This window comes from Tenacibaculum sp. Bg11-29 (assembly GCF_002836595.1).
Lineage (GTDB): Bacteria > Bacteroidota > Bacteroidia > Flavobacteriales > Flavobacteriaceae > Polaribacter.
This window is the reverse complement of sequence record NZ_PJBB01000003.1, coordinates 2,199,886-2,212,881: the sequence shown is the minus strand read 5'-3', so window position 1 is coordinate 2,212,881 and position 12,996 is coordinate 2,199,886. Positions and strand designations below refer to the sequence as shown.

Genomic DNA, 12,996 nt, shown 5'->3' with positions numbered 1-12,996 from the left:
GCTTTAATTAGACACTTCTTTTTATTTTATAAATATCTATTCATTAAACTATTTATTTGATCTGAAATAGTCAGTTTAAACACTACAAATAGGTATACGGGAATAATTATAAGACTCTTTAAAATTATATTAACAAGTGGGTCTACTCTAAAGTTTTTTATAGAAAATTCTGGTACTGAAAAATTCCAAAAATAAAAAGCTAAAAACAATACTACAATAATCAAACTCATTTGTAATGTTTTCATCGTGTACGGAAACATTTTTAACTTCTTATCTACAAACCAAAGTTTAAAAGCATTAAAAGTTACCACAGATAATAAGGTTGCTAAAGCTAAACCTTCCGTTCCCATACCTATATCATTGTAGAGAAAAATATTTAAATAGGTAACCATAAACGCCATTCCAACACCAATTGGCATGGTAATTCTATAAAATTTTGAGTTTTGAATAATTGCACCATTGTTTCCTAAAGACATCATAAATAATTTTCCTCCCGAAATTAATAGCACAACTAAACCACCTCCAGCATAATTTTTATTTGGCATTATTTTAAATAACTCATCAACATTACAGTTAACCAATATAAAAAACAAACCACCAACTAATAATAAATTGATAGCGCTTTTATGATACAAACTATTGGTTTCTTTATCATTATTTTCGTTAATAGCTTTTGAAGTTAATGGTTGTAAAATTTGCCCCATTGCCCTACTTGGCGCCTCAATAAAACTTCCTATAAACAAAGCTACTGCATAATATGCAGCTGTTGCAAAACCATCTTTACCAGGTATCATTATTTTATCGATATCTAAAACAAGTGCCCCTGCACTTCCTGCCAAAAGAATGTAAAAAGAGTAACGTAATACTTCTTTAAAATTATTAGGTAAAGTAAAACTTAACTTTGGTGTATATAATTTAAAAGCATAAACTAACATTAATAATGTTCGTACTACATAGGCAAAAGCCATATAATATAAAAACTCTTGTTTGCTGATAAGCTCAAAATGCACAGCAAATAATAATATCATAATAGCTGCTCTATTATAAAGTTCTTTTAAAACAGTACCAAAAACAGATTGCATTTGTACTTTTGCCCACGAATAAAAAACTTCAAAATACGCACAACATACTGCAATAACATAGATATAAATGGTGTAATTTTCAATAATTAAATTACCTTCAATATTACTTTTTGAAATATAACTCATAATTAAATTATGGAAAAAATCCCAACAAAAACCAATAGGAAAGGCTATGAATAAAGGCAAAAAAAGTACAGAACTTAAAAAGCTGTCTTTTTCTGTTTTAGTTTTATAGGCTGTAAAAAACTTAACAATAGTAAATTGAATTCCTAACGCCATTATTGGCATTAATAAATTTGATGCAGAAAATACGTAAGTTGCTAAACCGTAATATTCATCTTTTAAAAATCTTGAATATAAAACGATAGTGTTTATTCCACCAATTAAAAATCCTAAATAGATAATTATGGTGTTTTTAAGTGATTGCTTTAATACGATTCCCAATTTACGCGTTTATTAATTTAATGATTGATTGATATATTTTTTCGCCAACATTATTACCGTATAATTCTTCTTTAAAGTTTTTTGTTGCTTTTAAAAACTCAGCATATGCATTACTTATTTCTTGCGGATTTGTAGCGGTTATTTTAGCATAACCATTCGTTACAAGCTCTGTCCATTCAGTTTCTTCTCTGGCAATAATGCAATACTTCTTATTAAAAAAGGCCTCTTTTTGTAGTCCGCCACTATCGGTAACAACCAAGGCGCAATTTTTTAAAAGTTCTAACATATCAAAATAACCAACAGGATTTATAAATATAATTTTCGGTTTTAATCCATATAAATCAAGCATTTTTTTTGTCCGAGGATGCAACGGCATTACCACTTTTTTTGTTTTATTGATTTCTTCTAATCCTAAAAAAACATTGACAAGTTTTTGTTTATCATCCGTATTTTCTTGACGATGAATGGTTGCTAACACAAACTCATTTTTCATCAATTTTAAATCAGTAATAACTGTTGATTTTTCTTTAGAAAAAGCACCATAAAACTCTACAGCATCTTTCATAATATCACCATGTTGCTCAATTTCAATATTTAAGTTATCAAAACCTTCTTGCTTTAAATTAGCAATGGCTACTTGAGTTGGACAACTTAATAAATCGGAAATTCTATCTGTTACAATACGGTTAATTTCTTCAGGCATTTGCATATTAAATGATCGTAAACCAGCCTCAATATGTATTACTTTAATATGTAATTTCTTCGCAGCTAAAGCACCTGCAACAGTAGAATTTGTATCACCATAAACAACAATTGCATCAGGTTTTTCTGCTAGTAAAATTTCTTCAATTTTTTCTAACATCTGCCCCGTCATAGCGCCATGATTTAAACCATTTATATTTAAATTATATTTTGGCTTAGGTATTTGCATTTCATCAAAAAAAACTGCGCTCATATTAGCATCAAAATGCTGTCCTGTATGTACAATAACCTCTTCAATTTCTTTGTGACTATTTATCACTCTACTTAGCACTGCTCCTTTTACAAACTGAGGTCGAGCTCCTAATATGGTAACTATTTTTTTCAAGAATTTACTACTTGTTTTACTATTACTGATAATTGTTTGGTTAACTCCTTACGATGATATTGTTCAATATTTCTTGAAGATACTTGCAATGTATTTTCTTTGTAACTTTTATACAAACTTAAAACCGTTCTTTTAATTGCTTCTTTATCGTTAAAATCAACAATAGTTCCCGAATTTGTATTTTTTAAAATTTCTGCTAAATCACCATCTTCAGGTCCAATGGCTAAGATAGGTCGTTTTGCTTGTAAATACTCAAAAATTTTACCTGTTATGATTCCTTTAGCACTTGGCACATTATTTACAGCAAGTAATAATACTTGTGAATTACGCTGATATTGTTGTACTTCTTTATGTGGTACGTAATTTATTTTTTTAACATTTTTAAATTGATGTTTTTCTAAATCAACTACTACATCTTCCGATAATTTACCTATTAACTTTATCTCTAAATCGTTTTTAAAAGCATTATTTTCTTCGGATAATTCAGCCAATGCCTTCCATAATATTTTCGGATTTCTGTCCGAATTCATTAAACCAATATGTGTTATGGAGAATTTTGTATCTAAAACAGGTACAATTTTCTCATTTTCTTCTGAATCATACCCATTAGTTACTACGTGAATGTTATTTGAAAATGGCTTATAATTCACCTTCATTGTTTCACCAACAACCAAAGATGCATCAGCATTTTCCAAAACTTCTTGCTCTAATTGATTATGTTTTTTTATTGCTTTTTTGGTTAACGGTAACTGATGAAAATAGTCGATAGCTGTCCACGGATCACGAAAATCAGCAATCCACTTTACATTTGTTTTTTTCTTTAACGCTAAACCTATTAAGTGTAAACTATGCGGTGGCCCTGTAGTTATAATTGCATCAATTTTATTTTCTTTCAAGTATTTTTCTAAATATTTAACAGAAGGTTTTATCCAAAATTTTCTAGCATCTGGAATAAAATAATTTGCTCTAACGTATTGTAATATTTTCCCAAAAAAGGTAGGATTAGGATTCAAAAAACCAGCACTTGTTTTAGTTTCTTTCTTTTTAAATATTGATAAAAAATTATTAGGTTCCCAAATAGTTTTCTTTAAAACTTCTATATTTTTTGGTACATCACTTTTTAACGATTCATCAATAATAGGGTACTTAGCTTCATCAACCGTATACACAACTGGTTCTATATTAAAATCACGTAAATATTTTACAAATTTTAACCAACGTTGTACTCCTGAACCACCTGCAGGTACCCAATAATAAGTTATAATTAATACTTTCAAATTAAATATATGTATATAAACTATGTAATTTTAAGCTTTCCTCTTCCCAATTTTCTCCTTGATTCATTACTGCATCAAAAGCGTTATGCTTCTTATAATTTAGTAAATTATCTTTTTGATGAATCATAAGAACCTTATCAGTAAAATCATTAATATCGTCGGCTTTAAAAACGACTCCACAATCGTATTTTTCAACAATTCTTTTTAATGGTTTACAAGAACTTACTAACAACAAACTCTTACTCATCATTATTTGAAATAATTTATGAGGTATCGTATTGTCGGTATGCTCGTTTGATTTATGAGGAATTATATTAATGCTTGATTCTTGCATAATGGTTGAAACTTCGTTAAAAGGTCGGTAACCAACAAACTTTACATTACGCTCTACTTTATATTCTCTAGTAATTTCTTTTAATTTTGTTTCGACAGCAAAACTTCCTTTACCTATTAAGAAAAGAGTGGCATTAGGTATTTTAGCTACAATTTGAGGCATTGCTTTAATAGCGGTATCAATTCCTCTGTGAGGTCCAAATCCACCTACATATGTTATTGAAAAATCTTTGGGATTAATTATATTTTGTGCTACTGAATTTAAAAAATTACTAGCAAATTCTTTTTTCTCAAAATTAGAAATAACTACTAACTTAGTAGGATTAATATTAAAGTTAGTAATTAATTTTTGTTTCATTTCTGCCACTACACAAATAATAGTATCGTATTTTTTACAATATTTTCTTTCTTTATAAGACCACAAAATAGGGTTCATAAAAATAAAATTCTTTAGTTTTATTATTGGATTTTTCTTCCATAAAAACCAAGTTTTTAAAGCCTCTGGATAATTCTCATGCATATCTAAAATTAATTTTTTAACTTTAGATTTAAATAGATAACCTGTACCCGCTAATGGTAAATCATGAATATGAAGATATTCAATACTATATTGCTTCATAGCCTTCTTTATTCCGAAGAAAAAAAGAAGATTTATATTAAAAATGCTTTCAAAAATATCATGTAACCCTTTTTTAGAATTCGAATAATTAGTACCTATTCTAAAAATATTTACTCCATTAATATTTTCGATTTTATCATCATTTTTTTTATGTGGACAAATAACCACAACTTTATTACCGCTATTAACTAACGATTCAGCTTCTTTTCTTACCCTTATATCATTAGGATAAGAAGCATCTACAACCATAGCTATATAACTCATGATAAAAAATCAATACATTTTTTTAAAATACGACCTGTTGCATATCCATCCCATAAATTTGGAACTTCACCTTCTTTAAACAATTTATTTTCTATACTATTTAAATGATTTACAATCTTTTCATTATCAAAAGACATTAAAATATTTGTTCCTTTTGTTATTGTACTAGGCCTTTCTGTATTTTCTCTTAAAGTAATACATGGTATTTTTTGAAAAGTAGTTTCTTCTTGAATTCCTCCACTATCTGTAACTACACAAAAAGCATATTTTACTAATTTTTGAAACGCAAAATAATTTTGTGGCGGTATAATTTTTAAACCTTCAATAGTTTCTAAAGAATCAAATAATTTATTTTTAATAAAACTATTTTTTGTTCTAGGATGTAATGAGAATACTACATTATAGTTTTCAGTAACTTTCTTTAACAGACTTATTATTTTATGAAGACTTTCTTCACCATCTACATTTCTTGGTCTGTGCATGGTTATTAGAATATATTTTTTATGGTCAATTTCTTCTAATATTATTGATGCTTCAATTTGCTCTTCAAAATGAACAAGTGTATCAATCATTGTGTTACCAACATATGCTATTTGATCATCTGACTTTCCTATATTTTTTAAATTTTCAATACCACTCTCTTCTGTAACAAAACAAATATCAGAAATTTCATCGGTTATTATTCTATTAATTTCCTCTGGCATTTCTCTATCTAAACTTCTAAGTCCACTTTCTATATGGCCTAATTTCACATTTAGTTTATTTGCCGTAATTGACGCCGCTAAAGTTGAATTTACATCTCCTACAGAAAGTAATAAATCAGGTTTAAAATTATTAATTACCTCTTCTAATTTAATCATAATCTCTCCGATTAAACTATTAGGTGTTTTTCCATTTATATTTAAAAAATAATCTATTTCTATATTAAATTGTTTTAAAAAGATAGCAGACATTTTCTCATCATAATGTTGACCTGTATGTACTATTTTTAAATCAATATTCTGTAATGCTGCTTGTTTTTTAAATTGCGTAATTTTCACAAAATTGGGTCTTGTACCCACAACAATCAAAATTCTCTTTCTCATTTCTATTTCTTTTTTGCGTAAACTGCGTAATACCTAGGAGTGTATCTTCTTAAAATAGGTCGAAAACCTATTTGATTAATTGGACTTGTCCATTTTTCTGTATCTTTAATTTCCCATCCAGACTTTTCTAATAGCCAATCATACTGCCAATCTTCAAACTCATGATAATGTCTATCCCACATATCTGTCTTACTTCTATAGGCGCTTTTAAACCATAAACTTAATGGAACTGTAGTTATAATTTCAGTCGCTTCAATTGCTTTTAACACATTAAAAGGAGCTAATAAATGTTCAAAAATTTCAAAAGCTGTTACCACATCTACCTTATATTTTTTCACTAATTCAGGCATTAAATCTAAATCCTCACCGTTTGTGTTATAAACAGTATAACCATGTTTTTCCATAATTTCAGTAAAAGGGTTTCTAACGCCTAAATCTAAAATTACTGCCGGAGCTGGAATATTTTTTTGCAAAAACTCAATAGTATGCTTATATCTTTTTATTGGAAGTTTATTATACATTTATCCATTTTTAAGCAAATGTATTACTATTTCAGTATTACTAACAAAAAAAAGAATAAAGAGTTATATAGGTTAGTAATTATTTCTATATAATTGGGGTTTGATTCATTTTTCTTGTTATTTATAGTCTTATTATGAGCTTATTTAAAATTATATCCTTGCTTGTATGTCTATCAATTTTCTTAATGTTAAAAACCTACAAACTAAAAAAAACAGAAAACTAAAAACATTATTTATTCACCTTTTTATAAAAAATTTACTTTTTAAATAGTATTTTAAGAATAGAATAAAACACATCCTAATTCGAGTATCTAAAGCTTAATATTTATAGTATCTTTGGGTCTTGTACTCAAAAAAATCGAATTTTAATGAATCTGAGGATCTACGTACTTTTATTATTTTCATTAATTAGCCTAGAAGTTTTTTCTCAAAAAATCAACTTAGATTCGTTTTATTTAGAAAAAATGATTTTCTATAGAAATACAAATATCGACAGCTCTTTTTTTTACAGTAAAAAACTTAGTAGATCAAATGATTTATGTTATAAAATAAAAGCAATTTCAGGAAGATTTTACGGCCTGTATAGGTTAAAAAAATACAATGAATCTGAAAAATTAGTTAAACAAGTAATTACTACAATCGACTCTTTAAATAAAAAAACTATTTGTTTTATTGATTTAAAAAAATCTGCTTTAAACAGGTTGTTCTGGATTAAAGGAAACCAAGAAAAGTATGATGATGCTTATAAAATTCTTATAAAATTTGAAGACTTAATATTAAATTACCCTCTTAAAAACAAAAAAAATATTAGAGATAATTTGGGTTTAATTTTAAACAAAGCAACTATTAAAAATAAACTTAACTTACCTGAAGATGCTCTAAAAGTGTTACGTAACACATATTCTAAAATTAACACACCTATTACAAAGAATATAAAAAATGATTCTTACTACAAGCAATGGAAAGCCAACATTTTAAATTGCTTAGGAGATACGTTTATGAAATTAAATGTTAAAACGGATGAATCTAAATATCTTGATTCTGCTGCTTATTATTTTAACAAATCTTTTCTTGTAACAAAATCATTTGTACCTCTACATAAAGATTCTGAAATTTTTTATAGCCTAAGAAAAACCAGAGTTTTAATTGCAAAAAAAAACTATCAAGAAGCGCTTACTGAAATTAATAATTATTCAAAAGTAAGCAACGGGTATAGATATAAGCATAGAGAATATTTTCAAAAATCAGTATGTTATCATAACCTTAAAATAGCAGATTCAGCTATTTTTTATGCAAAAAAATTAATTAATGATCAAAATGAAAAATGCAGGAGAAGTAAACTAATTACTGTATCTACTATTTTATCAAATCAATACAATAAGTTAAATAAAATAGATAGTGCATATAAATATTCTCAACTTACTTTAAACCAATATAATTTAGCTAGAGCTGATAAGGAAAAAACATTCAATTCTTTATATAAAAATGATTACAATAAAGCACAGCAATTAAATACCCAGATAAAACAAAGAGAATCTAACAAGTACAAAAAACTAATAATTTATTTTATTAGTCTGCTAATTATCCTCTTTGTTCTTCTTTTTATTTTTTTAAAAAAGGAAAAAAAGCAAAAAGAAGAACTCTTATCTAAAATTAAAGATAAAAAACTTAATGAAGCAGAGAAAAAAGAATATAATATTGATCAAGTTTTAGAAACTAAAATTATTAATAAGGTTAAAGAAATAAACAAAGATTTGTCTTTTTTAAAATCAGATTTTTCAATATCAACTATTGCTGATAGTTTAAAAACAAACACTACCTATATCTCTTTTGTTTTTAATAAACACAACAAAGAATCTTTTTCTCAATATTACACCAAACGTAAAATCGAATATATTATTGATCAATTAAAAACCAATCCTACCTATAGAAAATACTCTATTCAAGCTTTAGCTGAAGAAATTGGTTATACGAATGCCTCAGCTTTTACTAGGGCTTTTAAAAAACAAATTGGTGTAACTCCTTCAATATTTCTTAAAAGCCTAGATAACTAACTTATTACTTGTTCTTTTTTTTACGAATAACAAACCAACCTATTGGTATTAGTAATAATAGAGCATATGAAAACAATGTAACTATATTACCTGTACTTATTATAGTTGGTTCATACTTAAAAATTACATTATGGCTTCCTTTTGGTATTTCCATACCTCTTAAAACATAATTTACGCTATAATGCGGCACTAATTTCCCATCTAAATAAGCATTCCAACCATCTTTATAATATATTTCTGAAAACACTGCAAATTGCTTTTCTTTCACATCAACATCATAAGTTAACGCTGTTATATCATTTTTCACTAAATTAATATACGAGGTCGCATCTTTTCTATATATTAATGATGGTAATTTTGCTGTTAACTTTTCTGAGTTTAAAACTGCCTCACTTTTTGTATTTAAACTATCTAAGGCTTTTATCTCTTCATTTGCCGTATTAACAATCTTTAATCTATCTATAAACCAAGCATTACCGTTCGCATCTTTATTTTCTTGAAATTTATCATCGGCCACAATAAAATACTTTGCATTTAACATGTTTAGTACTTCTATATTATTCTTTGAAATTTGATACTCAAATAATTCTTGATAACGTTTCATTTTTGCTGCATGATACCCTCCAATCGAATTATGAAAATACGATGTTCGACCATCTTGCATAGGATTTACACTAAAATTTGCCACACGGTAATGACTCTTATCTTTTAAAATTTCTTTATCAATCTTTGTTGGAGTAAATGGTTTTAAGACTTTTCTTGCAGATGTAAAATCTTCTTTATTTACATATTTAATATCTACTGATACTAAATCAAAAACAATAAATCCTCCTAAAACAATTAAAACCGGAACTTGTTTTAATTTTCCTTTTAAATAAAACCATAACAATGCTGCTGAACCTAAAACTAATAGAAACGAACGAACACTATCATTAAATAACATTGCTTTTCTATCAGAAATTAAGGCCCCTATTAATTCAGGTAATTGTTGATACTGTGAATCTCTTAGCCCTTCAAAAGCAAACAAACTAGATCCAAACAATACAAATACTAATGTAATTCCTCCTAAAATATAAAAAGCTTTTTTTAACGCATTTTCTTTTTCTTCTAGTGAAAATTTTGATGAAAAGAAATCTCGTAAAGCTATAATCCCTAATAATGGAACACATAACTCTGCAATTACTTGAATAGAAGAAACTGCTCTAAACTTATTATACAACGGCACATAATCAATAAAGAAATTAGTTACCCCTGCAAAATTTTTCCCCCAACTTAATACAATAGAAAAAATGGTAGCTGACACTAACCAATACTTCAATTTCCCTTTTACCAAGAAAACCCCTAAAAAGAATAAAAAGAATAAAATAACACCAATATACGCAGGTGCTTCTACAATAGGTTGTGTTCCCCAATAGGTTAATACACTATTAGAATAATCTTTCGCAACACTTTTACCCGCATTTTGCTCTAAAACTTGATAAAAATTAGAATCCTCCCCTAATTTCTCAACAGTTCCTCCTCCCATAAAACGAGGGATTATTAAATTAAATGTTTCTGCAATACCATAACTATATTCAGTTATGTAAGACTTATCTAATCCTGTTGATCTTTCTTTTGGTAAACCATCTGAGTTAATCGTTAATTCTGATTTACCTCTTGTACTAAAATCAGCATATTGTTTCATTGATAATAGTCTGGTAGAATTCACTCCTAAACCAATAAACATAGCCGCAAGTAATACAGCTGCTTGTTTTGCAAAAACGGGTAATATTTTAGTCTTAAAAGCCTCAATAAACTCTACAATTACTAATATTAACAAACAAAAACCAAGGTAGTAGGTCATCTGTGGGTGGTTTGTATATACCTCTAAGGCCATTGCGAAGGCAGTAATTACAAATCCTACTAAATATTTTTTTCTAAAAATATATAAAACTCCAGCAATTACCATTGGCATATAACCAATAGCATGTGCTTTTGCATTGTGTCCTGCTCCAAAAATAATTATCAAATACGTAGAAAAACCAAAGGACAAACTTCCTAAAATTGCTAATTTCCAATCAACTTTTAAAGCTATTAGTAATAAGAAAAAACCTAAGAAGTATAAAAACAAATAATCTGCAGGCCTTGGTAAAAACCGTATTACTTTATCAATATATCTTACAAAATCATTCGGATAATAAGCACTAACCTGATAGGCTGGCATACCACTAAAAGCATTTCCTAACCAATAAGGTTCTTCATTTTTTTCAATTCTATAATCTTTAACCTGCTTAGACATTCCTATAAACTGGGTAATGTCATTCTGTTTTATCTGCTTACCACTTAAAACTGGATTAAAATATAACAGTGATATAATTGCAAAAACAACAATCGTAATTGCATGCGGAATATATTTTTTAAAATTCATAGTTAATCTATTTCTTCAAAATCAACATATTCTCCTACCGAATTATTGCTTTGCTTGGTATTTTTAGGTGTTTTATCTACTACTGTTTTTCCTTCTTCTACAGTCGTTTCTCTTTGTTTGTTTTTATATTGCTGCTCAGCTTTTTTCTGAACTTTATCTACTGCTTTTTTCAATAAATATGGAGCAAACAGCTTAACAAAAAATTTAACTATATAATAGATTAGTACTATTATAAAAATAGTTTTTAAAAAATTCATAGGTCCAGCTTCATTTATATGTGTCATTGTAACTTTTAATAAAAATTAATCAAAAATAACAATTTGAACTAAAAATAAGCGTTAAGACTTTACAAAACTTATATTATATAATAATTTGTATTTTATGTATGTTTGTACTAATTCTATAATTTGAATTTATAACATGACTAAGAAACTTATTTTGCTTTTTGCTTTTTTCTCAACTTTCGTTGTAAAGGCTCAATATACTACGGTGATAAATTCAAATCGCCCAGGGTTTTCTGAAAGCCCATACAGTGTTGGTTCAGGCGTTTATCAATTTGAGAGCAGTTTGTTTTTTAGAAAAGCAAGCGCAACTCCTACTTTTAGCAATCCACAAGCTTTAGGTTTAAATTTATTATTTAGAACTAGTTTTTTTTCTGAAAAGTTAGAATTTAATCTTAATACATCGCTTCAATACGATAAAATTGCATTCAAAAATGTTTTTGAGTCTTCTTATAGTAAAACAGGATTAAGTAAATTTACATTAGGAGCTAAGTATTTGGTTTATGCACCAAAATACAATGATAAAAAAGAAGAAATAAGAAGTTGGAAAGCTAGGCATTCGTTTGATTATAAAAGACTCATACCTCATGTAGGTGTGTATGTTGGTGCAAACTTGGGGAGTTTTTTAACTGATTATCATAAAAAAGGAGGTATTAGTACAAAAGTTGGTATTTTACTTCAAAATGAAATTTCAAGTAAATTATATGTAATTACTAACTTATATTATGACAATATTGGTAGTGATTTTTCAGAATACTCATATATAATTACTGGTACTTATAATTACAATGATTATTGGTCTGGTTTTGCAGAACTACAAGGAATCTTTGAAAAATATCAAAAGAAAACAAATATAGGTGTTGGTGCTGCTTATTTATTTAACGAAAACCTACAATTTAACGCAACACTTAGAGGAAAATTACAACAAAAAGAAGTTGGTCTTTACACTGGGCTTGGAGTTTCTTACAGATTAAATAGACATGAAGATAAATTTGTTGAACTAGACGAGTTTGGAAATAAAATTGAAGAACAAGAACCAGTTAAATATGATGAAAACAAAGGTTTCTTCGGTCGTCTATTCAGTAAAGCAAAAGGTTTATTTAAAAAGAAAAATAAAAAAACCGTTATTATAAAAGAAGGTGATACAGAAGAAGAAATAACTATTAATAAGCCAAAAAGAGAACGCTCTAAATCGTTAGTTGATGTTATAATTAAGGAAGATAAAAAAGATAAAAAGAAAACTACAAAAGCTGAAAAGAAAGCTGCTAAAAAAGAAAAAAAGAAAGCTGAAAAGGATGTTAAAAATAAAGAAAAAGAACGTTTAAAATTTGAGAAAAACATAAAAAAAGAAGAAGAAAAAGAACAAAAACGTAAAGAAAAAGAACGTTTAAAGCTCGAAAAAAACATACAGAAAGAAAAAGAAAATGAAGCTAAACAGAAAGAAAAAGAACGTTTAAAACTTGAGAAAGAAATAAAAAAACTTGAAGAAGATTTAAAAAAGGAAGAAGAAAAAGAACAAAAGAAGGATAATTAAAAATCTTA

General features: G+C 27.4%; 10 protein-coding genes. 2 read left to right on the top strand and 8 right to left on the bottom strand.

Annotated elements, in window-relative coordinates; genetic code table 11:
* Positions 1–26 precede the first annotated feature (26 nt).
* The 6 genes from CXF68_RS10165 to CXF68_RS10140 are packed head-to-tail and all read right to left on the bottom strand — an operon-like array spanning position 27 to position 6,712.
* Positions 27–1,526, bottom strand: coding sequence for a lipopolysaccharide biosynthesis protein (locus CXF68_RS10165; protein WP_101044327.1), 1,500 nt, complete (start codon positions 1,524–1,526; stop codon positions 27–29).
* Position 1,527: 1 nt separating this feature from the next.
* A complete protein-coding gene (gene wecB, locus CXF68_RS10160; protein WP_101044325.1) occupies positions 1,528–2,613 on the bottom strand; it encodes a non-hydrolyzing UDP-N-acetylglucosamine 2-epimerase in 1,086 nt (361 codons plus the stop codon).
* Entirely contained in the window at positions 2,610–3,890 is a 1,281-nt protein-coding gene (locus CXF68_RS10155; RefSeq protein WP_369800499.1) for a glycosyltransferase family 4 protein, read from the bottom strand. The genes wecB (CXF68_RS10160) and CXF68_RS10155 overlap by 4 nt, the downstream gene beginning before the upstream one ends.
* A gap of 1 nt (position 3,891) precedes the next feature.
* Complete coding sequence (locus CXF68_RS10150) at positions 3,892–5,106, bottom strand: glycosyltransferase (RefSeq protein WP_101044321.1); 1,215 nt, start codon at positions 5,104–5,106, stop codon at positions 3,892–3,894.
* Positions 5,103–6,191, bottom strand: coding sequence for a non-hydrolyzing UDP-N-acetylglucosamine 2-epimerase (gene wecB / locus CXF68_RS10145; RefSeq protein WP_101044319.1), 1,089 nt, complete (start codon positions 6,189–6,191; stop codon positions 5,103–5,105). Before wecB (CXF68_RS10145) ends, CXF68_RS10150 begins: the two co-directional genes overlap by 4 nt.
* 2 nt (positions 6,192–6,193) lie before the next feature.
* Positions 6,194–6,712, bottom strand: coding sequence for a methyltransferase (locus CXF68_RS10140; RefSeq protein ID WP_101044317.1), 519 nt, complete (start codon positions 6,710–6,712; stop codon positions 6,194–6,196).
* A gap of 464 nt (positions 6,713–7,176) precedes the next feature.
* Between CXF68_RS10140 and CXF68_RS10135 the strand changes: the two genes are divergently transcribed.
* Positions 7,177–8,766, top strand: a complete 1,590-nt coding sequence (locus CXF68_RS10135; protein WP_198553792.1) for an AraC family transcriptional regulator — start codon at positions 7,177–7,179, stop codon at positions 8,764–8,766.
* Between the two features lie 4 nt (positions 8,767–8,770).
* Here CXF68_RS10135 and CXF68_RS10130 read toward each other — a convergent pair whose 3' ends face one another.
* Both CXF68_RS10130 and CXF68_RS10125 read right to left on the bottom strand, forming a co-directional pair.
* Positions 8,771–11,173: a YfhO family protein gene (locus CXF68_RS10130; protein WP_101044313.1), complete on the bottom strand. Its 2,403-nt coding sequence runs from the start codon at positions 11,171–11,173 to the stop codon at positions 8,771–8,773.
* Between the two features lie 2 nt (positions 11,174–11,175).
* On the bottom strand, positions 11,176–11,457 hold the full coding sequence (locus CXF68_RS10125; RefSeq protein ID WP_232771636.1) for a DUF4834 family protein: 282 nt from the start codon (positions 11,455–11,457) through the stop codon (positions 11,176–11,178).
* Between the two features lie 136 nt (positions 11,458–11,593).
* Between CXF68_RS10125 and CXF68_RS10120 the strand changes: the two genes are divergently transcribed.
* Positions 11,594–12,988 carry a transporter gene (locus CXF68_RS10120; protein WP_198553791.1) on the top strand — a complete coding sequence of 465 codons (1,395 nt, stop codon included), beginning with the start codon at positions 11,594–11,596 and terminating at the stop codon, positions 12,986–12,988.
* Positions 12,989–12,996: the final 8 nt, after the last annotated feature.

Coding starts and splice junctions, on each gene's coding strand:
- CXF68_RS10140 (WP_101044317.1), bottom strand. CDS start 6,712: ATGTATAATAAACTTCCAATAAAAAGATATAAGCATACTATTGAGTTT.
- wecB (WP_101044319.1), bottom strand. CDS start 6,191: ATGAGAAAGAGAATTTTGATTGTTGTGGGTACAAGACCCAATTTTGTG.
- CXF68_RS10135 (WP_198553792.1), top strand. CDS start 7,177: ATGATTTTCTATAGAAATACAAATATCGACAGCTCTTTTTTTTACAGT.
- CXF68_RS10120 (WP_198553791.1), top strand. CDS start 11,594: ATGACTAAGAAACTTATTTTGCTTTTTGCTTTTTTCTCAACTTTCGTT.
- CXF68_RS10130 (WP_101044313.1), bottom strand. CDS start 11,173: ATGAATTTTAAAAAATATATTCCGCATGCAATTACGATTGTTGTTTTT.
- CXF68_RS10150 (WP_101044321.1), bottom strand. CDS start 5,106: ATGAGTTATATAGCTATGGTTGTAGATGCTTCTTATCCTAATGATATA.
- CXF68_RS10125 (WP_232771636.1), bottom strand. CDS start 11,457: ATGACACATATAAATGAAGCTGGACCTATGAATTTTTTAAAAACTATT.